This is a genomic window from Saccharicrinis sp. GN24d3 (genome assembly GCF_052400645.1).
In the GTDB taxonomy this organism is placed as follows: domain Bacteria; phylum Bacteroidota; class Bacteroidia; order Bacteroidales; family Marinilabiliaceae; genus Saccharicrinis.
Genome location: NZ_JBQTGI010000003.1, coordinates 238,352 through 263,344, shown reverse-complemented (window position 1 = coordinate 263,344; position 24,993 = coordinate 238,352). Strand labels below are relative to the sequence as shown.

Annotated in this window: 11 protein-coding genes; 1 reads left to right on the top strand and 10 read right to left on the bottom strand. The window is 39.3% G+C overall.

Going from position 1 to position 24,993, the window contains the following annotated elements:
* Positions 1-3: 3 nt before the first annotated feature.
* Entirely contained in the window at positions 4-3,159 is a 3,156-nt protein-coding gene (locus tag ACT29I_RS05540) for a SusC/RagA family TonB-linked outer membrane protein (RefSeq protein ID WP_430933462.1), read from the bottom strand.
* 74 nt (positions 3,160-3,233) lie between these two features.
* Complete coding sequence (locus ACT29I_RS05535) at positions 3,234-4,418, bottom strand: glycoside hydrolase family 88 protein (protein WP_444792879.1); 1,185 nt, start codon at positions 4,416-4,418, stop codon at positions 3,234-3,236.
* A 274-nt stretch (positions 4,419-4,692) separates the two neighbouring features.
* Between ACT29I_RS05535 and ACT29I_RS05530 the strand changes: the two genes are divergently transcribed.
* Entirely contained in the window at positions 4,693-8,733 is a 4,041-nt protein-coding gene (locus tag ACT29I_RS05530; protein ID WP_444792878.1) for a two-component regulator propeller domain-containing protein, read from the top strand.
* A gap of 164 nt (positions 8,734-8,897) precedes the next feature.
* Here ACT29I_RS05530 and ACT29I_RS05525 read toward each other — a convergent pair whose 3' ends face one another.
* The 8 genes from ACT29I_RS05525 to ACT29I_RS05490 all read right to left on the bottom strand — a co-directional run bounded on the left by ACT29I_RS05525 (position 8,898) and on the right by ACT29I_RS05490 (position 24,827).
* Positions 8,898-10,466, bottom strand: a complete 1,569-nt coding sequence (locus ACT29I_RS05525) for a sulfatase family protein (RefSeq protein ID WP_444792877.1) — start codon at positions 10,464-10,466, stop codon at positions 8,898-8,900.
* Positions 10,467-10,630: 164 nt separating this feature from the next.
* The gene (locus ACT29I_RS05520; RefSeq protein WP_430933466.1) at positions 10,631-12,451 is read right to left on the bottom strand and encodes an arylsulfatase; all 1,821 of its coding nucleotides are present in this window, start codon (positions 12,449-12,451) and stop codon (positions 10,631-10,633) included.
* A 136-nt stretch (positions 12,452-12,587) separates the two neighbouring features.
* Positions 12,588-15,218, bottom strand: coding sequence for a transglutaminase-like domain-containing protein (locus ACT29I_RS05515; protein WP_430933467.1), 2,631 nt, complete (start codon positions 15,216-15,218; stop codon positions 12,588-12,590).
* 18 nt (positions 15,219-15,236) lie between these two features.
* Positions 15,237-17,534: a family 20 glycosylhydrolase gene (locus ACT29I_RS05510; protein WP_444792876.1), complete on the bottom strand. Its 2,298-nt coding sequence runs from the start codon at positions 17,532-17,534 to the stop codon at positions 15,237-15,239.
* 212 nt (positions 17,535-17,746) lie between these two features.
* The gene (locus ACT29I_RS05505; RefSeq protein ID WP_444792875.1) at positions 17,747-19,183 is read right to left on the bottom strand and encodes a sulfatase-like hydrolase/transferase; all 1,437 of its coding nucleotides are present in this window, start codon (positions 19,181-19,183) and stop codon (positions 17,747-17,749) included.
* 97 nt (positions 19,184-19,280) lie between these two features.
* The gene (locus ACT29I_RS05500) at positions 19,281-20,783 is read right to left on the bottom strand and encodes a sulfatase-like hydrolase/transferase (protein WP_444792874.1); all 1,503 of its coding nucleotides are present in this window, start codon (positions 20,781-20,783) and stop codon (positions 19,281-19,283) included.
* Between the two features lie 12 nt (positions 20,784-20,795).
* A complete protein-coding gene (locus ACT29I_RS05495) occupies positions 20,796-23,258 on the bottom strand; it encodes an alpha/beta hydrolase-fold protein (RefSeq protein ID WP_444792873.1) in 2,463 nt (820 codons plus the stop codon).
* Between the two features lie 258 nt (positions 23,259-23,516).
* Positions 23,517-24,827 (bottom strand): alpha-L-fucosidase, encoded by a 1,311-nt coding sequence (locus ACT29I_RS05490; RefSeq protein WP_444792872.1) that lies wholly within the window; start codon positions 24,825-24,827, stop codon positions 23,517-23,519.
* Between the last annotated feature and the right edge of the window lie 166 nt (positions 24,828-24,993).

Here is a 24,993-nt window from a genome sequence, read left to right as displayed (position 1 = left end):
TATTTAAAATGTTAAATTAACTCCCATTGCCCAGGTTCTCATAAATGGATATGAAGAATCCGCAGAACTACCAAACTCAGGATCCCATCCGGAATCAAGGTTTGTAAACTCAAATAAATCATTACCCGAAAAATATACTCTTAACTTGTTGATGTCAAAATCCCTGATTTTAATTTTGGGGAAAGTATATCCTAATGTTAAGGTTTTACATCGCATATAACGTCCCTTCATCAACATAAAGTCGTTGTATTCGTAATTCCATTTTGCAATAGAATTGTACGATGACATACGTGGATATGCTGCACCAGTGTTATCAGGTGTCCATGTCTTATCGTTATAAGAAATATTTTGGTTGGTAAAGTGAGCATCTCTTGGATATGCTGCCTGACCTGCCCTAAGTACGTTATCTTGTAATACTCCCTGGAAGAACGTACTAAAGTCCCAGTTACGCCATTTGAACCCAAGGTTAATACCATATACATAGTGAGGATCTGCATCACCACTGTCAACCACATCACCTATATCATTAACGCCATCACCAATGGCATCGATTTTTCCATTACCATCTACATCTACAATTCTAACATCTCCAGCTCTTAGGTTAACATCCTGAGGAACCTCTCCTCCTCCTGCACTATACATAGCATAATATTCGTCGGCTTCTTCTTGTGTAGCAAAGAAACCATCCGTTTTGTATAGGAAATAAGTATTTAAAGCATAGCCTTCTCTTCGACTTACCAATCCTTCTTTCCAGGTATCTGCACCTTCCATGCTTACCAGCTCGTTACGAGAATCACTCATATTAACAGATACATTGTACTGTAGCTCGCCAATTCTATCGCGCCATCCCAACTGGAATTCCCAACCATTCGTTTCAAGAGTACCACTGTTGGTTGTTTTAGGATTACCTCCCAATACATCTGGATAAGTAATAGAGATTAACATATCCTCATTTTTGGAAACGTAGTAATCAAAGGCTCCACTTAACCTGCTGTCCAACATGCGAAAGTCAACACCAAAGTTGGTGGTTTTAATGGTTTCCCAGGTTCTTTCGTTAGTAGTAATGGTATTTGCAGTTGCAGTTGTATACAAGTTTAGGCTTTGCTGACCAAAATAGGTTGTACCATAACTAAGTAAAGAAGCGTAATCGTGATTACCAATACCCCCTTGGTTACCTAACTCACCATAACTTGCACGAAGCTTTAAGAAGTTAACTATTTCATTGTCTTTTAAGAAGCTTTCTTCGGTAAGAATCCAACCTAATGAACCTCCAAAGAAGTTTTTCCACTTATAACCTTCATCAAATTTAGAAGAACCATCGCGTCTTCCCTGAAGTTCAACCAAATACTTATTCTTGTATCCATAGTTAAATCTACCCAAATAGGATGCTAAACCCCAGTTAGATGCACCACCGTCTGCTTCAATCTTGGTTTCCTCACTACCTAAATTCAAATCGTAAATCCCATAGTCATCAAAATCCTGTCTGTAACCTGACAACGTTTTACGTGTTCTCTTTTCAGCAGACATACCTACCATAGCTCCAATGCTATGCGCACCTATCAGCTTATTATAATCGAAAAATCCCTGATAGGTCTCATGTTGATCTTCGTTACTTGATTCTTGGATGTAACTAGTTTTATTTACTGTGGAATTCGCTTTTTCGCCAGCCCACGAGTAGGTAGGTACAATTAACTGGTATGATTGGCCTCTTTGCCAAGCTCTGTCCATTGCCACATCACCACGGAATTTTAGATCCTGAGTTAATTTTAAAATAGTACTTACTTTTAAACGGAACTCTTCACGTTTACTTAATTCCTGACCACCATCAACCATACGGGCAATTGGGTTAATACCACCCCCCTTTTGTCCAAAGTTGGATCCCCATTGACCAAATGAGTTTACCACAGGCCATAGAGGTGGATCTTGTGTAAAGGCTCTGGATCCATCATATAAAGGACCTTCAATGTTTCTTTTATAATAAGAAGTACTGGTTTGGAAACTTAACCATTTATTTACATCAAAATTATAGTTGGCACGCAAGTTAAATTGCTTTTTACCATCATAAGTAGGTTTAATAGCCCCCATATCTTCAATATAACCGGTAGACACACGGAAATCGGAACTCTCTGAACCACCGGAAACACTAGCATTATGCGCTTGAGAATATGAGGTATCATATAAATCATCATAATTGTAGTTATTACCGATATAGGTATCACCCCAATAAGGTGTATTGATATAACCTGTGTTCCCGTCGGCCATCCACTGAAATTGCTCAAGGGTAAATGCCCATGGTGAAGGCGTTAAGCCAGCTAATTCATCTTGCTCACAGTAATCTAACCAAGCTTGTCCATACTCCTGAGGAGTAGATGCCAATTGAGGTTTGATACCTACTGTGTTAATCTTCATCTGGCTAGATACATTTACTTTAACTTTACCTTTACCTTTTTTGGTTGTTACAATGATTACACCGTTAGAGGCACGAGAACCATAAATAGCGGCAGAACCATCTTTTAACACACTGATACTTTCAATATCATCAGGGTTTAAAGAAGTAAAAGCACTGTTTCCCATAGTTGAAATACCGTCAATAATAATTAACGGAGACTGTTCGTTAATCGAGTTTGTACCACGAATACTAAAATCGATACCCTCATCACCCGGTTTTGAAGAAGAACGTGTGATCACAAGTCCTGGCGACTGTCCTTGTAGTGCCAAAGCTGGGTTAGATACGGCTCTGTCTTCGAAAACCTCAGCTTTAACCTGTTCAATAGAACCCGTTAATGTTTCTTTTTTCTGCGTACCGTAACCTACCACAATTACCTCATCAAGGTCGGCAATATCAGAAGTCATTTTTACATCAATTTTAGTTTTGCTTCCAACTTTAACTTCCTCGTTTGTCATTCCAATAAATGAAAATACAAGTACTGTTTCTGCATTTACACCTGCTATTGAATAAACACCATCAATATCGGTAATTGTACCATCGGTAGTTCCTTTTTTCATAATTGCTACCCCCGGTAGTGGCTGACCTGTTTCGTCAACAACTGTTCCTGTAACCGTCTTTTGTTGTGCAAAAGCACTAAAAGAAGTTACCATAATAAAGAGACAAAGCATCAATATACCCTTCCCTTTCAAGTCTAATTTGTTGTTTTTCATAAAAAAAAGATTTTATCAAATTTCTAAAATTGCTTTACTGATTTGAAAGTATTACCAGTATTTTTTTCATTTAACTAAATTTTGTGCATAGCTTTATATTTTATTAGTGATTCCAAAAAGTAATAGTCCGCATACACCAGTGGCACATCAATTTCCGAGTTATAAGGTTTAGAGCCTGTTGAGTGCTTCAAAAGGAATCCTCCATTCTCTCCTGTTTTAGCAAAAAAATCATCTGAACTCATGGTGTCCAGTAGTTTTTTAGCCACATCATAATGTTCCTGGTCTTTCGAATATTGATATAGTTCAAATAACGCCGAAGAAATAACCGCGGCTGCCGAAGCATCTTTGGGTTCATTTGGAATATTGGGAGCATCAAAATCCCAGTACGGCACATCTCCGTTTTTTATATCCGCTTCATTTATTAAATACTGCGCCACATGAATTGCCTGATTTAAAAATTCTTCCATTCCGGTTTCGCGATACATCATGGTATACCCGTATAATGCCCAGCCCTGTCCTCTTGTCCAATCGCTTTCGTCGGCATATCCCTGGTGCGTATTTTTCTTTTCTGCCGCACCGGTTTCAGGGTTATAACCCACCACGTGATAACACGAATAATCATCGCGAAAATGGTTTTTCATGGTGGTTTGTGCATGCTTAATCGCTATTTCCCTGAATCCTTCGTTACCGGTTTCTTTTGCCGCCCACATCAACAGTTCCAAATTCATCATATTGTCGATAATTACCGGATAAGCCCATTGTTCTGTAAGTGAGTTCCAGGAGCGAATACATCCCACAACAGGATTATACCGGGTAGACAAAGTTTTAGCAGACTGTATCAATATCTCCTTAAGTTTTGGGTCGTCGCTATATTTAATGGCATGCCCAAAACTGCAATACATTTTAAAACCGATATCATGATTATCATCGTTCCATTTTTCGGGTTCAAGCGGCAAGGTATAATCCATGGCCAGTTCTTTCCATTTATCGTTCTGCGTTAATTCATAAAGCATCCATAGGTTTCCGGGAAAGAAGCCACTCGTCCAGTCCTTGGACGGAACCATGGTTATTGCTCCCTTTTCTACAGAACGGGGCCACAGAAGACTATCCGTTTTAACTTTTTCAATTTCTCCGAGAGCGTAATCAAATTGAGCCTCTACGTTATCTACAATGTTTTGCACCCCATTGGATGCCGGATTGTTACATCCAATTAACATAACCACGATGAACAAAAAAAGGCTTGCGAGTTTAATTTTCATAGGACAATTATTTTATGTTTTTAAGGTTTTAAATTGAGATACACTATTATTAATTATATGCATCGGGTTTCAATTTTCACACTCGTTATTATTAATACTTTTTATCTAAATTTCTTCCATCACTAAAATAATGTTAACAACCGGCACTCAGCTTGTTAAAATGTTGTAATCTTTTGAATATTTGTTGCATGCTACAACATATGATGCGTCCATGCAACATGATTATTAGTATTAGGTTGATGAAAACTCTATTTTTGTAAAAATTCATTAACAAATGAGAACAGTTATTGCAATCGCACTGGCATTACTATTAAATGCCATTCATATATGGTCACAGATGGATGATATAACCTTCAGGCATCTTTCACCACCCGGAGGGTATAGTTTTCAGGCCATCCATTCATTCAACCAGGATGTATATGGCTATATGTGGATAGGGGGATTTAACGGTATCATCCGATATAACTCAAAAGAAACCACCCGTTTTTTTTACGATCCCGACCAGCCTAACGGACTCCCCAGTAATATAATTACAGGAATAGTTAACGATGGCGACAATAATATTTGCGTCAGTACTGACAAAGGACTGTGCATTTTTAATAGGGAAAAACAGGAATTTGAAAAGATTGTGTATACCTACGAAGATGGCAGTAACGCCAATATGAACATACGTTCTCTGCAATTGGATGGTTTTGGGAAATTATGGATTGCAGATGACAATTTCGTTGGGTATTTGGATTATAATAAGAAATATTTGATCAGAATAAAAAATAGTATTGTTTCTTCTCCTTGCATCTTGTATAACGACCAAGCAAACCGACTTTGGTTAGGGACCCTTAACGGCTCCGTGTACAAAATCAACCATGAACAAAACAAGTTAATTCACATAGTAGATGGTACCGGATCCCGTGTTCGAACAATATGCACCAGTTCTGATAACATATGGGTGGGTTACCAGGAGCATGGAGCCAGGTTATATGATTTTAACGGAAACCTTAAAAAAGTATACCGTGATACTTCCGGTTCGGAAGTAGATTTACAATCGGCCAGTATCCGCAAAATTATAAGAGATACACGGGGGAATATATGGATAGGGTCGTATTATGGGTTGTTTGTAAGTGTTGGAGACAAAATTGCACATTTTACCACAGATAATTCAGAAGGATTACCACACAATTCTATTTTTGATATTTACGAAGATAAACAGGGAGGTATCTGGATAGGTACCTGGTCGGGAGGAATTGCCTATGTCCACCATTCCGACAATAAATTTATAAATTTCAGGCACACCAGTGAACCATTCTCCATTTCCGATAACATGGTCAGTTCCTTTGCACAAACACCCAACGGAGATATTTATGTGGGGACAGAGCTTAGCGGGCTTAATCAATTCGATCCGGAAACGTCTCGTTTCAAGCAAATCCACCTCCTGGAAAACAAAGGCGTTATCGACATAAAAGATTTAGAAGTGGACAATCAAGGAGGACTGTGGATTGGAACGGCATTCAACGGCGTTTTTTATCGGCCTGCCAATGAGAGTAAATTTAAACATTTTAATGAAGGACCCGAAGATGGCTTTCATGTTTCTTCCAAAGAAGCATATGCTTTATGTAAATCAGACTCGGGAATGTGGATTGGGACCATTTTTGGGGGACTAAACTTCTATCACTCCAAATCCGGAAAAATCCAATTCACCTCAAAAGAAGCGCCGTATAGTCAAACTATTGGGCTTTCTATTTCTTCACTTCATATTGACACAGAAAAGAACTTATGGGTCACGACGACATCAAACGGCATTTACAAGATACATTTACCTACACGTAAATCGGCACATTTCACTTCTAACGCTATTCCAAAACACAGAACAAAGTCTCCATCATTTTATTGTGTGGAGCAACTCTCTGACGGGAATATCTGGATAGGCTCAAAAGGAGGAGGTATTCAAATCTATCATCCCAAAAATGATATTCTTACTTTTTTTGATGCCAATAACCTTTTAAAGGGCAAGGAAGTATACGGAATCGTTGAAGGCAGCCGGAATAATATATGGATTACCACCAATGATGGTTTAATTATCTACAATAAGAAGGAACAAAACCCGAGAAGATTTGTAATTCAGGATGGTATCCAAGGAAACCTATTCAATCCTAATGCGATTTTTAAAGACCGTGAGCAGAATCTATATTTTGGGGGCACCAATGGTTTTAGCCTGCTCGAGCCAAAAAAGATTAAAATAAACAGAAGAAAACCCAATGTTCTTATCAATAAAATAACCGTTAACAACCGTGATGTGATACCCATCCAATCAGGAATTAACAGATACGAGAAGCTTGTTTTAAACCCCGAAGAAACAAATTTGAGTTTTCATTTCTCAGCCGACAATTACCTGTTACCGGATAAAAACAAATATCAATATCGCCTTTCCAACTATGTCGATCAATGGGTTGAAACCGACAATCGCGGCGTGGCCTCTTATGTAAATGTTCCTGCAGGAGAATATATTTTTGAAACACTAGCCAGCAATAACGATGGCATCTGGAACCAAACACCTGCAACCATTTCTATCGTCATAAAACAGTTCTGGTATAAATCGAATATAGCCGTTTCGTTTTATACCTTATTATTGTTAACGATAGCCTTTTTAATTTTTAGATTTTATCGCGAAAGTTTGAATTTAAAAAAAGCCTTATTAATAGAAAAGATAAAACATGAACAGGAAGAAGAACTAACAGAATTAAAATTGAAATTCTTTACAAACATTTCGCATGAGTTCAGAACTCCATTGACATTGATAAACGGGCCTGTTAACAATTTACTGAAATCGAAAAACCTGGAAGATGATCAACTTGATCAATTGGACACCGTAAAAAGAAACACCAACAGATTGTTACAGTTAATCAATCAGATTATGGATTTGAGAAAGATGGAGAAAGGTTTATCCAAGTTAAATATCTCAGAAATAGAACTGGTTGATTTTATAGATAGGAGAATCCTCAATTTTGCTCATGAAGCCAGGTCAAAAGGTATCAGCTTCTCATTTGAATATGGTAACCGGGATTGGCGTATTGAAATAGATGAAGAAAAATTGGACAAGATTATTTTCAATCTCCTGTCCAATGCCTTTAAATACACACCCGCAAAAGGCACAATTACCGTTTCTATCAACGACAGTCAGCAAACCCACAATAAGTACTCCAACCAATTAAGTTTTGGAACAATTGGTCATGACGATTACCTTGAAATAGCCGTAATAGATAATGGCCCGGGCATTAGCTCCCAGGACTTACCTAAAATATTTGACCGTTTTGAAAGAGCCGATAAAAACACATCCAAAGAATACAGTACAGGTATTGGACTAAACTTATGTAAAGACTACACATTGATGCACCATGGTGCCATCATTGTTCAAAGCACACCCAACGAAGGCACTTGTTTTACGGTTCAATTACCTATTCATCAAAAGGCCCGTAAAATGCTTTACACCGTCGACAATGAAGCTGAAAACATGGAATCGATGGAAACACCTACAAGCACCAAGCAGCAACCCGAAGGCGTAAAAAAGGATATAGAGATACTGGTAGTTGAAGATAATGACGACTTGCGAAAATTCATTATTGGCCTGTTAAAAGATTTTTATACTGTTTATAGTGCCGTAAATGGGACAAAGGGACTTGATTCTTTAAAAGCCCATAATATCCAACTGGTAATATCGGATGTGAAGATGCCTGAAATGGACGGTTTTGAGTTTTGCCAAACCATTAAATCGCAAATTGAAACCAGTCATATTCCCGTCATTTTATTAACGGCACTGTCATCTGTTGAAAATACCTCAACCGGACTGGAAAAAGGAGCGGATGCGTACATTTCGAAACCGTTTAATGAACAGTTATTAAAATCGCAAATTGAAAACCTACTCACGCAACGAAAAAGGTTACAAGTGAGTTACGCCCAAAAATATATTTCAAAACAACCTATTGATGTGGGAAGTTTGGATAACTACTTCTTAAACAAACTAAACTCAATTATCGAAGACAATATTAGTAATGAAAACTTCTCCGTTGATTTTTTAGCCTCCGAAATGGGTTTGAGCAGAAGCCAACTCCACAGGAAATTAAAGCAAATATCCAATCATTCCACCTCGGAGTATATTAATATGGTTAAGATTAAAAAAGCAACTACCATGCTATCGTCAGGTAATTATACCATCGACGAAATAGCATTTAAATCAGGGTTTAACAGTCACTCTTATTTTACTAAATGTTTTAAAAGGATACATAATCAATCGCCTAAGGAGTACTTGAACAATCATGGCTAGAATCTTCTCAAAGGAGGTCTGGTTAGAATTTTATATTAAAAACAAATCCCTGAGTATTGTAATGTGAATCAATAACTCAGGGACTAATAAGAAAAACTATCATGCTAAAATGGTCATTAGACTTTATCTAAACACCAATTCGAATAGGAAAATCTAATCCTTATTTAAAACGTGGACTTATCAGTATCCTGATATAATGTTTGCAATTCTTTAAGTTCTTTTTTCAGTTGTTCGGTAATATCCTTATAACCTTCTTTCCCGTACAGATTGTTCATCTCATGGGGGTCATTTTCCAGGTCATATAATTCCCATACATCAATATCATGGTAGAAGTGAATCAATTTATATCGATCAGTTCTGATACCGTAATGGCGCTTTACCATATGCTCGTTAGGGAATTCATAGTAATGGTAGTACAATCCTTTACGCCAATTTTCAGGCTTTTCCGAGCTGAATAAAGATTTTAATGATACCCCCTGGATATCTTCGGGAACAGCTACACCTGCCACATCCAGAAAAGTTGGGGCATAATCAATATTTTGAACTAACTCGGTTATGTCACCTCTTTTGCTATACGATTTTGGCAAATGCATCAATAAGGGGGTTCTGAATGATTCCTCGTACATAAATCTTTTGTCGAACCAACCATGCTCGCCCATGTAAAACCCTTGATCTGAAGTATAAACAACTAACGTATTTTCCAATTGTCCTGTTTCTTCCAAATAATCCAATACACGGCCCACATTTTCATCAACAGATTTAATACAGCTCAGGTAATCCTTCATGTAACGTTGATACTTCCATTTGTAAAGCTCATCTCCTGACAGGTTTTGCCTTTTGAAATCGGCCATGATTGGGGTATAGTGCTTTTCCCACGCTACTTTTTGAGCTTCGTTCATTCTTGAGGTATGCCCCGGATACCATTTCATACGGGTTTCTATCTCACCCTTAGGGTCTTCCATTTTTAAATCGTATATTAAATCCATATCCCCAGATCGGATACTCAACTTTTGCTCAGCAGCTGCCTTGCGACCTTCATAGGTATCGAAGAAGTTATCCGGTAAAGGAAACGTTTGGTCTTCAAAATCATCTAAGTACATCGTATCAGGCTCCCAAACACGATGTGGGGCTTTATGATGAAGTAGCATGCAAAATGGTTTTTTCTGATCCCTGCTGTTTTCAAGCCAGTTTAAAGCTAAATCGGTAGTCACCGTAGTCACATATCCCTCATATTGTTTTTGCTCGCCCATCTCTATAAAATCAGGGTTATAATAGTGCCCCTGTCCGGGCAGTACATTCCAGTAATCGAAACCCGTTGGGTCGCTTTTGAGATGCCATTTACCCACCAAAGCGGTTTGATATCCGGCCTGTTGCAATAACTTAGGGAATGTCTGCTGGCTCCCGTCAAAAACAACATCATTATTAATTTGCCCGTTTATATGCGTATGTTTTCCCGTGAGCATGGTGGCACGGCTGGGCCCACAGATCGAGTTCCCGACAAAACTATTTCTAAATATCACCCCATCCCTGGCAATCCTATCAATGTTTGGCGTTTCGGTAAATCTGTTGTCATAAGCACTTAAAGTTTGCAGAGAGTGATCATCAGTCATTATAAATAATACATTTGGTCTCTGTGTTGAGCTCTCGTTAGTCGTTTTGCATGACGTCTGCAATGCGAATAATCCACAAAATACAAATGGGAGAATTGACCATTTATTAACTTTATTTCTCATGTGTTTTAATTTTGAATTCATTTTCTATTCGTAATACTGTTTTATCTTTTTGCTGATTATCTATTCTAATGTTTCCCCTGAACAATAATTCAAATCTGGCAGAGGAGCAATGATTATCCTGTCTTTTTTTGTCAAACAATAACGGCCAGATTCCAACACCTCTCTTATAATGAAGTTCCTGAACTGTTACCTTCTGTTAATCTCTCAATATAAATATAATAAGCAGGATGCACCCTTCCTTGTTTATCGATCAGCTGAGCCTCCATATCGTATTTGCCTGCAGGTATTCTTCCGGTAACAGATACTTCCGCTTGCCCATTTTCAATTTTCAGTGTTTTTGTAAGATTAGCCACGTATAAATAAGCCTCTACAAAATCATTTTTTGTACTGGCAGGCATTACAGCCTCCAGCTCAATCGTTTTTTCCTGGGCCGCGAAGGTCTCATTAATCGCCAGTCCGCTTTCACGGGGGAATCTGCGAAGGCTAATTTTATATTCTCCATCCTCTACAAATTCAATTTTCCATTTTCCAGAAGCCTGTGCTCCGGAAGCAGCGCCATACTGGTGCCACATATGCCCAAACTTACCTGTAAACATATCATGCGACGAAATGCGACTTGGGTTCTCTTTGCACGAACCTACCTTTATATACGCATATTTTTCATTAGGGCCTTCACTCATAATCGATTGCCACCACCTCTCATAACCTTCAGATAGTCGCTCTGCTACTTTAGGATATTGATCAATCACATTATTGTTCTGTTTTCGATCATCCGCCATTTTGTATAGTTCGCTGCCATTCACCAAACGCCAATCCTGATCCATGACCGAATAATTACGATATTTAATCAGATTCTGACGTCTTTGGGTATCTACATATAAAATACGGTTTTCCCATTTACTCCCCTCATTATACAGAAGGGGCTTAAGACTTTTTCCGTCAAGGGGTTTTGCCGGATTAAAATCCAGGTCAAGCATATCCACAAACGTTGGTAATAAGTCGTAATGCGCAACTAACTTATCAATATCTTTACCGCCGGTAAGTTGACCATTAGGCCAACGGATAAATAAGGGCACTCTATGCCCACCTTCTAGCACACTGCCTTTTTGTCCCCGTAAACCAGCATTATGGACTTTTTGTCCGGCGGCAGTACCATTGTCGGTTGTGAAAATAAGAATGGTATTTTCAGTCAGATCCCAGTCATCCAGTTTTTCTTCCAACAATTTAAAATTGTCATCGATATTGGTAATCATACCATAAAAACGTTGCTCTTTCTCAGAAAGGTTTTTATTTTCAATATACCTATCAAAATATTCTCCAGGGACATTACGAGGGCCATGTGGTGCATTGGTTGAAATGTAACAAAAAAAAGGATTCTCCTTATTTTTTTGGATAAAGCTTAAGGCTTCTTCAAAAAATACATCAGTACAGTAGCCTTCATACTTTTGAGGTTGTCCATTATGCCAATAAGTGTCATCAAAATAATCGTTCCCCCAGTAATCAGGTCCTTGGGTAATGCCCCCGCCTCCGTGCCGTACTACTTCATGAAAGCCTCTGTCCTCAGGACGATTAGGGTAATTATCTCCCAGATGCCATTTTCCGAACATTCCGTTTGTATACCCATTTTCAGCAAAAACCTGAGGAAGCGTGATTTCATCTTCAAAGAGAATTGATCGCCCTGTAATCGTATGAAACACATTTAAGCGGTTGGTATGCCTTCCTGTCATTAATGCACCGCGTGTAGGAGCACATGTGGTAGATACATGATAATTGGTAAACCTGACTGCGTCGGAGTAAAATTGATCGATATTAGGTGTTTGGATATAAGGATTCCCCATACATCCCAGATCTCCCATCCCCTGGTCATCGGTTATCACGACAATAATGTTAGGCTTTTCCCTGGTAATATCTTTAGCCCCACTGGCGTACAAAGGCACGACTGCAAATAACAACGTGAACAACAAGGCTATTTTTATATTTTTCATATCTTAAAAGTTTAAATATCAAGATAAACCGAAAGACACAGACCTGTATGGCAAAGGTTGGGACATCGCGGTTTCAGTGATCATCTTATGTTTTTAACATTTAATCATAAAATTTTAATTTATTGCAATGTCCATTTTATTCCTGGTATTTGTTTATGACTTTTAAAAGTTGGTCGCCGGCACCAATCTTATATCCCGAAGACAAATAGAATATATCATTGTTGGCAGACAACAACGTTAACACGGGTAATTGGTCGTCGAAATTACTATTTGTTGCCGATTCAAAATCTTTTAACAAAACATCATCGTTCACAAAAACAGCATTTGCGGGCAGTTGATATTCTGCCGGATTAAATACTTTAGCCCTGTCATCGTTGGGCAAAATAAAAATGAATGGGATGTTCAACACGTCAAAAGTCGGTTTCAGTCCTTCAAAATCCTTCAATACATGTTTGGTAGGTTCCTTATCCGGGTCGAGCCAAACCAATACCGTTCCGTTGTTTATTGAACAATCCCGGAGTTTTTCCTTTTGTTGGTCTGAAAGGATTAAATCTGCGGGGAAATAAAACTTACCTAATGATTCTATGGGTTTGGTATCATTTCTTAACGTAAGCTCCACTATTTTGTGCTCGTCTTTTTTAATGGTAAAGAACGACAAACGAGAAAGAAGGGTACCATTCTTCTCTCTTTCTGCCGTGAATAACAGATAATTACCGACCGCTAAATCAAGTTTCTCCGGGAACTCGGTCAACATCCTTTTAAAATCGAACTCAAGTGTTTTATAGCTTCCATTCTCAAACTTGGCTAGTGTAAACTGCTTGAAGTAGCTGCAAGTTTGCCCCTTCAATCCAACACCCACCAAGTGAATGCTTCCAAACGCTTCCGCTTTTTCAGGTTGTGATTCTCCTAAATGCACATTCACCCACTTATCACGGGTTTTGTATTGGGCTATCCCTGTAACCCCATCTATTCGGGCCGCTAATCCAGCAGTACGGCACATGGCTATAAAAAGAATTTTTGCACTACCAAGGTCGCATGTTCTCATTTCGAAAACACCTTGTGGAATGGAAGGAACCCAAATATAATTTTCAGATTTATCAATGTTGATATTTTCTAGAATCCACTCTTCCGCTTTCCCGGGGTCTTCTTTGACACCAGACCAAAAATCATTATTGAACCGGGATTTTAAAAAAGCTTTGTAGGTTGATAGCTGCTCTAAAGCTATCCTTGGATTTAAGATATACTCTGCATAATCTTCTTCACTATATCGATGGTCGTAAGCCGGCGAATGCTGCAGGTGACTCAACAACACCGGGGCAGGCGCGTCCCTTAAATCTTTCTCAGATATCTTATCCAATAAGGGTAATACCCATTTTTTACGTTCAGCAGTGGTTTGTTTAACAACTTGCTGAATATTTCTCCAGTTCCCCCTGGCTTTTTTCATCTTTTCCCAAACCTTTGTGCTATCCAAACCTTCTTTTGAAGCCAGTGCAAAGGCATGTTCTTTTGTCATAAAGGTTTTTTCATAAGCTATTCGCACCGAATCTTCATATGCCAAGCGAATTTTATTTAAAGCCTTACCTTCAGGCGATACCTCTAAGGGTATTTTTTTGGCAGGAGGAACCAGGTCTATGTCCATCACTCTTTCAGAAAAATCACTTCCATTAAGAACGATTATTGCGGTATCGGTTTCTGCAACCGATACTTTTTTAAAGTCAAACTCATCCTCTTTCCAAACCCATACGATTACATCTCCCAAACCCAGTTTTAGTTTGCAGATACCCTTTTTATCCGTTTTTAAGGATGCGAGGTTATACAATTCGGCATAGTTACAAACCAGGAATCCAACTTCGACTTTTTCCAAAGCCTTATCCTCTTTGTCCACCACCTTTACAAAAAGATCTTTTGCGGTTGCATAATTTGAAATCTGGTTCAGGCGCGTATAGTTCTCACGCCTATAAATAATATCGGATGCGGCATAGTGACCTGGTGTTTGCGCAGCCGTTAAAATTGCCCTGCGGCTTGGTTCAACAAACCATCCCTGATTCACATCGGCCTCCGGTTCACAGGCGCCCATAAAATACCAATGTCCATCGGCCCAAAATTCAACCCAGGCATGGTTATCATCTTGGTGTACCCAACGAGGTGTATAAATCTGACGGGCAGGAATCCCTACTGCTCTTAAAGCAGTTACTGTTAGCACAGATTCCTCGCCACAACGTCCCTTGGCATTTTTGATTGTTGCCAGGGGCGCTGAGGTTCGGGCATCGGTACCCGTGTAGGTTACTTTTTCGTGACACCAATGATTCACCTCCAGCGCAGCATCTTTCATGCTTAAACCTTTAACCCGGTCTTTGAGCGCATTAAAAATGACTGCCCTGGCGGAATCCATGTTTTCGGTTCCTGCCCGCGGTGGCAATACAAAATGTAGGAAATCATCATTGCTTACTTTTTTGCCCCACGAAAATGTTTCCCGCGCTTTAAATGCATAGCGAATTTGTTGCAAATAGTAATCCGAATCGTAATTGCTTAAATCACTCAACGTTTCGTAGGCATACAGAAACTCAAGGGCTTCTCTTTCTGTAACGCTTAAATCCGCATCGAAAACATGCAGCAATTGCGATTGCCTATTATGTAATAACTGCTCGCAACGCTGCTCAAACTTCTTTTGGATTTGGTTTCTTTTACTTGTATCCGTAACCAAATGCTTCGAACAACTTGCTAGCATCCATACACTTACTAAACACCAAAGTAGCTGGTTCTTCATTTTATAGAATTTTGATATTTAATAGGCACAAACCGCAGTATTAAACCCTTGCAACTTCTCTCCTTGCAAGGCATATCTTACTTCAATGGCCTTGGGCTTTGTACTTGGCAAGTATTTCACGGTAAAAGCATGCCACCCTTTTTTAAGCGCCACCTTCTCATACTTCTTATAGGGATTTCGCTCTTCAGTTGCTTTATCGATAACCAACTCATTCCCCAAATATAAAAGACTTTCTCCATCGGATTTCATTTCAAACTCATAGATACCATCCTTATCAGCATTTAAGAATCCTTTGTACACGATTGCGAAATCGGTTCCTTCGCCATATTGTCCCAATTGAATTGTATCTGCTTGTATATAAGGACTCGAATCCGACACGTGGATGTCATCCATCGATTTATACTTACCTTTTAAAAAGTATTTTTTGATACCCTTATTACCGGGAATATAATCAGAGGCTTCCTGATAGCTTTGCCGCTCTATTTTTGCTGTTATTAGATCATTAAATATTTCCCCTTTGTAGGTTCTGGCTTTTATTTCTCCTTCACTGCTTACAACAATCGGTTCGGTATATCGCAAAGCGTTCCTGGTGGGGACCGTACCATCCAGGGTATAATAGATCTCGGCTCCATTGTGCGGATACGCCAGGTTTAGCTCCACCAAAACACTATCCACAAATACGATATCTTTGTCCAGTCCCTTAACCGCAGGAATGTAATAATAAACGCCCATTTCGTCTAAACGACTATAATGATGCTGAATACGTGCATTGAAGTCATCAAAATCCTTTAATTCTTTTGCAGTCCATGCTGTTTCGGCCATAGGAATTAAACGAGGAAAAGCTTGATATTGCAATCTTTTAAAACTCGGGATCCACTCTGACCAAAGGTTGGCCTGAATACCTAACACATGCTTGGTTTGCTCGGGCGTAAAGTCATCCGGAACAGGTTCGTAAGCATAAGTCCTGTCAATTGGGTTGTGGTCGTTCAAGTAATCGTAATAGTATGCTGCTGTTGGTGTGATCACCATATCGTTTCCATTTTCGGCCGCAATTCTAGGTGCTTTGGGAACCCAGTTACGCCACCACATCATAGTGGCTCCTTCACTTAATCCACCTTCAACAATCTCGTCCCAACCCATCAATTGCTTACCTTTTGACTGCAGGAACTTTTCTATTCTTCGGTTAAAATGAGACTGCAACTCATGCTCATCGGCCAAATGGTGCTTTTTAATTTCTTTTTGGCACTTAGGACACTCTTCCCAGGACTCAATTCTCACCTCGTCACCACCAATATGAACATATTTGCATGGAAACAATTCAACCACCTCAGCCAATATATTCTCCATAAATTCATAAGTCGTTTCCTTCCCCAGGCAAGCAGGCGTAGAAAAAACTCTACCCCACCCTGCTTCTCCGGTACACGATAAAAACAGATAGTTATCGATAGCTGCTTTAAAGTGTCCCGGCATATCTATTTCCGGAACTACTGTAATACATCGTTCATCGGCATATGTTATAATTTCTTTTATCTGCTCCTGGGTAAAAAATCCACCATATTCCTTTTTGCCATCCTTTTCGCGATAGTTTTTAGGATCAATAGTGTACAACTCATTCTCAACCGCGCGCTCATTACAAATGGTGTCCTGGTTATTTTCAATTCTCCAGGCACCTTTTTCTGTTAGCAATGGATATTTCTTAATTTCAATTCTCCATCCCTGGTCATCCGTAAGGTGCATATGATAGGTGTTTAACTTATACAATGACATGTAGTCCAGAAACTCTTTGACCTCTTCCACATCAAAAAAATGACGACTGAAGTCCATGTGCATGCCCCTCCATGAGAAACGGGGAGCATCCTCAACCACACAACATGGAACCAGCCAATCTGCTTTGGTTTTTTCCATGCTCTCTATTTGTGAAGGTAATAATTGTCGAATGGTTTGAACCCCATTAAAAAATCCGGATTCGTCAGATGCTGTTATAACAATTTGCTCCGGAGTAACCTCCAGCTGATATGCTTCAGGCTCCATATCTACCTTTTTAAATACAACTCCATTGACAGCCGCATCAGTTTCAATATCCAAATTGTAACCTGCTGCCATTTTTAATTTTCCAACCAAATAGTTTGCAGCTTTTTGGGCGCTTATATCAAGAATGGTTACTGAAGTGTTTGACTCAAACCTAAATGAACTCTCTTTTAGTTCAAAAGATACAGGCTTAGGTATAATCGAAATTTCTTCCTGCTTGAAGGTTGGGTTCGAGCAGGATGCCAGCAGGGAGGCAACCATAAACAGAAGTAATGTAAATTTCTTCATAATATTTATAAATAAACGTTTTGTTACTTTATGTTATTAATAATAAATATTTTAGGAATATAGCAACCTAAAATACTCAAGTCGTACTGATCCCGAAGCAAGTTCGGTATCTTTGGTTCTTATTATCCGCCCCCTGGGCCGAATAAAACAAATAATTTCTTAGCCATTGTACCGTCCGCTTCCGACAGGGTAAATTATTAGAAGAGTTCATGTTACAATGCCGTAAATACCTCTTCTAAATCAAGCGAATCACTCATGCTTTTTTGCAATTCTACCAATTCTAAAAAGAGTTCTTTTACTTTGGTTTGATATTCCTCTTTCTCTGCCAGGTTTTCCATTTCCAAAGGATCATTCTCCAAATCGAACAGTAATAGTTTATTGGCTTTTGGATATGCAATCAGCTTATAGCCATCTTTTTTGATCATACGCTGGAGATTCTTGTAGCATCCATATATGGCTTGATAAGCACTTTCGTTATTTTTCTGACGCGCCAGATCCATCAAGCTACTGAATTCAACACACGCTGGTTTTTCAACTCCTGCCAACTCTAGTGACGATGGCATAATATCTTGCAAATAGACATCCATATCTACTTTTTCGCCTTTAGGCAAATCAGGGCCAATTACCATTAAAGGAGGGCGCATGCTGTGCTCGTACATATTTTGTTTGCCCATTAAACCATGGTTACCACAAGCTAATCCATGATCGGCAGTATAAAATATATACGTATTATCTTTTTTACCCGACTTTTCGAGGGCATCCCATATTCTTCCAATCTGTTGGTCTAAATGCGTAATAATAGCATAGTACTCCTGACGGTTAACTTTTACCGAATATTCGGTTCTTGGGAAGGGAGCCAAGCGCTCATCACGAAGTCCCTTTCCACATCCTATTTGATCTTCATAAGGATATTTGTCCATGTAAGTTTCAGGCGTTGAGATATTTTCCAGAGGGTACATATCCACAAATTCCCGGGGCGATTGGCGAGGATCATGTGCCGCATTAAAGGCGATGTACATAAAAAACGGGTTCTCTTTTTCTTTAGCCTGGTCAATAAATCCGATGGCTTCGTCGCCCAGCACCTCACTCCAGTGCTTACCGCCTTCCCAAAACCCGCCAAAGGCAGTATCATAAGGTTTCCAGGTAGTATCTTCGGGACTTAATGGACGGTTGTATCCTTCTTTGGTCTGCTTGGGCATTCCTCCCCTTACTGTCCCCAAAGTCTCGAAACAGCTATCGGCTATAGCTTTTACGTGCCATTTTCCGGCCATATACGTATCGTAACCCGCCTCTTTCATTAAATTGCCCCAAAGTTGCGATTGTACCTCCGGTTCTTTCAGTTGCTTTTCGATGGTCATTGCGTTCCAAACGAAGCGCCCACTATTGATCATGGTCCTTGAGGCTACACAGACTGCACCATGCCAAGCCCCCATATTGTAAGCCTGGGTAAATGTTACCCCTTCACCCGCCAGTTTATCTAAGTTGGGCGTAATCACTTCTTTATTGCCCAATGCATTGATAGTGTTATAGCACTGATCATCGGCAAAAAGGAAAATAATATTCGGTTTTTCTGTTTTTTTTGTTTTCGAATCCGAACATGAATTGAATAGCAGGACAAACAATATACCTATTGCAACTTTTATTTTCATATACTCTAATTTATTTTCATTTGTTAGATTTAACTCCAGATGAATTTTAATACCCGAGAGCTATCGGGACAGCAATTCATTGGAAGTTACTAACAAATTATTTACGATTTTCCTTCATTTTTTTAAATGCTTCGTGATTGGATAAAGGAAGCATATTCCCCCTTTTTCTTGTTCTTTTAGCTCCATTTTGCAGCATTTCTATTGAAACATCGCTCCCATTGGATTCTAACCTTTTATAGGTCGGATTATTATCAACAGATGGAATATCCTTTAGTATCTCATTAAACTGACCAACAACTGACTCTAATTCTTCTTGATCGATCAAATTAGTCGTTTCATAAGGATCTTTTTCCATATCAAAAAGTCGCACCACCTGCTTTACGGTATCAACATAGGCCTTATACTTTGGGGTTCTGATTACGCGATCTCTAAACTCAAACCTATTCTGTACCAGACTGTCCTCGGTAATCACTGCAGGTAGTCCTCCCATAGCCAATGCCCAATTACGGCTTCCTTCATACGTTCTGTCCGTTAAAACATTTGCAAACGACACCCCATCCGTTATAAACCCGGAATTATTTTCAATATTTGCTAAATCAAGCAAGGTTGGGTAAAAATCGGTAAAATCGACCAATGCATTTGATTCTTTTTTTAACTTTTTGGGTGTAACTGCAATCAAAGGTGCATTTACACCATTTTCTGTTAAGAATGCTTTACCGCCTCTAACATAAACCGAATCGCGTTTGCCAATAATTTTATTGGTTGTTCCATTATCGGTTGTAAATATCAGGTAGGTGTTATCTGAAATTTGTAATTCCTCAAGAGCATCAACAATCTTACCGATAATAAAATCGGTATATCGAACCATGGCCAGATGCTTCTCATAGAATGTTTTTGCATTTGGTTCGAGTGGGGTATGTACAAATGGGGTATGTGTTAACACCATAGGGTAATACACACACATTGGGTTCGCTTTGTTTTCGCGTAAAAAATCGATAATGAAATCAGAAAAAACATCGGGGCCAAACTGGCCTGTATATGTTTTACTCCCTTTTTTTGTATGGATGTATGGATCCCAGTATCGCTTTTCACTTGGTGGATTATTGCTTTCATAACCTGTCCACATACAATATTCATCGAAGCCCGCCTTGGTCATGGCATCCGGTTCAATCCTAAAATCATTGACCTGCCATTTCCCTGCAACACAAGTTTTATAGCCAGCTTCGCGAAGCACCTTTGCAAAACCAGGATTTTTCTGCGCATCGAAGTTTGCACCATGTCCCCAGCGTGGCACATCGTAATGATTAACCCATCCACTGGTATACGGATACTGCCCGGTCATTAGTGCTATTCGACTTGGCGTACATTGCGGCATCGAATATGCTTTATTGAACTTTATTCCATTGGCTGCCAATTTATCGATATTGGGAGTTTCAATCTCGGTTGCTCCATAGCTGGGAATCCATTCTTTCCCTAAGTCATCAACCAGAATAAAGATTAAATTGGGTTTTTGATTTTGATTTTCGCTATTACATCCCGATAATACTAAAAATAGCCATCCAACGAATAATCGAGTAATATTGTTAAAGCTTACCATCATTTTTCAATTCCATTATTTCCAAACAATATCCCCTTTTTCAACACTCCAATCATTTCCAAAATAACCGGCAGCTTTCACACCTTTAATTCCGTTGTTATAAAGTGATGGAGTAAAAACCATCAGGTCGGGAATGCCCACTCCTGAAACAAAGTACCTATTTGGCGATGCTGCCTTAAACCCTTCCATTCCCGTACCGGAAATTGCTACTACCGAGGCTTTTTCACTATCCATTCGCGGATAAATAAAATAAGCACTCAAGCTATTTCCTTTCAATAACTTATCGCCCACTATCACCTCTCCGTTTTTTACTTGTACCGGGCAGTCTTTTAATAGCGTTTTCCATGCAGCATTGGTAGACGCATTTCCATAAAGAATTACTGAACGGTCTTTATATTTGGATGCTTTAAATTCTTTATCGGAAATAATATCAATAGAACCATTACCACGGTAATAAAAAGTTTCAGCATCGAAACGGGCTTTATTAAACGACCACTTGTTTTCAGCTTCTGTACCTTTGGTTGAATACACAAATATCATATTATTACGGAAGCCATCCTTAAAATTCCCGTAACGAACCGGGTTCTTTTCAAAGGTGTTCGTTGGTGCCTGGCGTATTCTCCAGTTATCATTCTCTTTTTCAAACCAAACAACCTCGCCCACATCAGCAACAGCATGCTCAAAGCTTGTTTGGTCAATTCTAATTTCAACTGTATCCGATGGGGCACAATGTGTAATATCGAGCTTGAACTTGGATAGATTTTCTGTTTCAATATCAATCCAACGAGTCTTAAGAACAATGCCCTGTTTGATTTCTTTTTCGGTCGGGATTCTTTGAGACACTTTTACCCCACAAAACTCAAAGGGTTTATCCTGTTGGTACAGCGTGATAAAACGGCTACTTGCAGAAACCCCGGGGCTTGCCGTTCTGAATTCAAATGTTTTTACCTTTTCATTTTCAGGGATACTGTGCCACTTAAAATAATCGAATATCATAGGAAAATCTATCCCAAACCAATGTTTTCTTCCGGGATGTTCGTAGTAGGCAAAATCAGGATGAAAGGCACTTAGGTGCTCCCTCATAAAGCGAGCCTGACCCACCGGGACTACGTGGTCTGAATCCCCATGCTGAATGTAAATCCCATGATGCAGATAGTTTCTGGACAATTCCAGCGTATGGCTTGAATGGCTTGCTCTTTCAAACATTTTCTGTAAAGGATCTGGCTCTTCCAGTTTTTCCTTATTTGAATACGAAAAAAATGAATACCAGCCCGACATTGGTGAAAGGGCAGCCCATTTTCCAGGAAAGGTAGCTCCAATTTGCCAGGTTCCATGACCACCCATTGAATGTCCGGTTAAATATGTTTTTTCGGGATCCGTGCCATACATGTTTTCCGCAATCTTTTGCACTTCCATGGCATCCCAACGTCCCCAGTCTTCCCAATCGAATCCGTAATCTCTGCGGTTGGTTGGACAAATTATATGTCCCCATTCTTTTGGCTGGTATGCTGCCGATTGACCGCGTGCCTCCACCGCAGCACCGTGCAAGGATAGGAACATGGCCGGATTTGTCAATGTATCAACATTACTTTCGCGAACAGCAAAATACTGCACACTGCCATCCATATCCGAAATAAACGTTCGCACATAAAACTGATCCTTGGCTCTAACTTTATAGCGAACTGTTGTTTCATCCAGCAGCTCATTTCCGTCGTACAGCTTCAGATTTACATCCACTGTATCTTTCCGGGTATAAGCATCCTTAACCCAGTAAGCTACTTTTCGCATGGTCAATGGAACGATTGTTGACACATTCGTCTCTATTTTAATTCCATTACTCTCGGCAACAATCTTTAAACTTTTTTGGGTCTGGGAAGAGGCATTTAAAATTCGAACAGCCCCCACTTTCTCATTGTCTTCCGTAGTGATAAAATCCGGCGTAGTTAAGTCCCTTTGCATAAAGGAGATGTTTTTTTCGACCGGAAATAATTGAATTTTGACCTGACCCCTGGAGCCTTTTACCAGGAAAGTATTTTTGCCTTTTTTCAGTTGAACCGGATGAAAAGTCAGGTGCTTATTGTATATATCGCCACCTCGGGGACTCCCGTTTACAAATACCTCTCTGTGGCCTGAAATCTCAAGAATACGGATACATTCTTCAGGAGAGTTATAGGTCTGGAATAAATAACCTCCCCTCAGTTTAGGTGTTTTAAACAATCCTTCTGCGTTTGCAGAAATTGTGTCCCAACGTTCAGTATCTCCGTGACGGTTAACACCAACAGAATCGTTTAACTGTGGCTTAAAATCGTTATTGGTAATCAATTGATAAAAAACGGGATCGGTATTTACTACTGAGCGCGAACTTATATCAACGGCTCCCACAACCAATCCTTTTTTTAAAGATATTGTATCCTGTGCAAAGCTGTTATGCAAGATCATAAAGGTTAATACACAGAGTAAAAGTTTAAACTTCAGCATTTCTATCAATTTTGGTATCTTTCTATTTGAGTAATTCAGAGCGTATATTGCTTAGTATATAAATAATACCACAGTTTTTTACTCTATGCCCCCAGCAAGGGTAAAAGTATTAAATAAACAAACACTTCATTTTTCCTTATTAACCACTTAATCTACTGAAACAAATAGGCGTGTCCATTTCATTTTTCAGTGCTTGATGCGATTTAAGGTGAAATATTCTGTAAATGCGGTTGTTTTGTGCACGCTGCCCTTTGCTCTTTATTTTACTTTAAGCTTGATAATTGTATCAAGAGCATCTGCATCAATCTCTCCCGGATAAAGGAATACACCTTCCTTAATTTGCTTGAACCTGATTTTTTGCCCATCGAAAGTTTGTGCAGATAACACTTTTAGATCCAGATTTTTAATAAAGATATAGTCGTTATATGTTGGATTTAGAATATGGACGTACAGATCCTTATCTTTAGCCGTGATGGTTCCCCATTCCTGAGCTCCTGTTACTTTGCCTCGTGTTCCGTAAATGGTTTCACCATATTTTGAGGTCCACTCACCAATTTCTTTTAAGGTCTCCACAAATTCGGGCTGAATTTCGCCGTTTGGCATAGGTCCAACATTCAACAACAGGTTTCCGTTTTTACCGGCTGCTTTTACTAAGAAGTGGATGATTTGTTTCGTGGATTTAAAGTTCTTGTCGTTTAACCCAAAACCCCAGAATTTAGCCATAGTGGCGCAAGATTCTAAAGGAAGTTCACTCACCTTTACACCTGCACTGTAGCCACCTTTGTTCTCACCAGGAAGGTCCCTTTCAAATGTTTGAATATCTTCTCCCGGGATCGGTGTCAAGTGATGGTTGTTGGCAATTAAGGTATTTGGACTTAACTGATGAATATGTTGATAGATTTCGTTATATCTCCAATCCACGGTTTTACGTTCCCAGTGGCCATCGAACCAGATACAGCCTACCTCGCCATAATTGGTCAGCAACTCCGTCAACTGCTTCTTCATAAACTCGATGTAACTGTCCCAATCCGTATCAACAGGTTTGCCATCAACAATCTTCTTCCCGAAACCATAATCGTCACGAGCCCAATCCAAAAGCGAGTAGTAAAAGTTTAGTTTAATGCCTTCTTTTTTACATTCTTCGGCCAACTCTTTTAACGGATCCTTACCATAAGGCGTTGCATCCACAATGTTGTAATCCGAAGCTTCGGTATCGAACATACTAAAACTATCGTGGTGGCGGGATGTAATAGTGATGTACTTCATTCCGGCCGACTTGGCAATCTCTACCCACTCCTTGGCATCAAAATCAATAGGGTTAAAGAACGAGGCCAAACGACTGTATTTGTCGTAAGGTATTTTCTGGTTCAACATTACCCACTCGCCATCGCCAAGGATGCTGTAGATACCCCAGTGGATAAACATGCCAAATCGCATGTCCTGAAATTCTTTACGGGCTTCCAGATTCCCCTCTGTTGGCGTATATTCATCCATTGGAAATGAATACTGCTGTGCTTGTGCAGTAAATCCCAATACCAAGAATACCGCAATTAAAATTAAATTCTTCATTTCTTTATAATGTTATAGTTGTTTTATCATTTAATCTAAAAATTCCTATGAAAAATAGAGCCATAGTCTATGTGTAAGAATAAAATGCCGGTTTTTCATAGCCATTTAATATTTTTTTCACCACACCAATAAATGCTAAATTGACATTATTTATATACACTCCTAT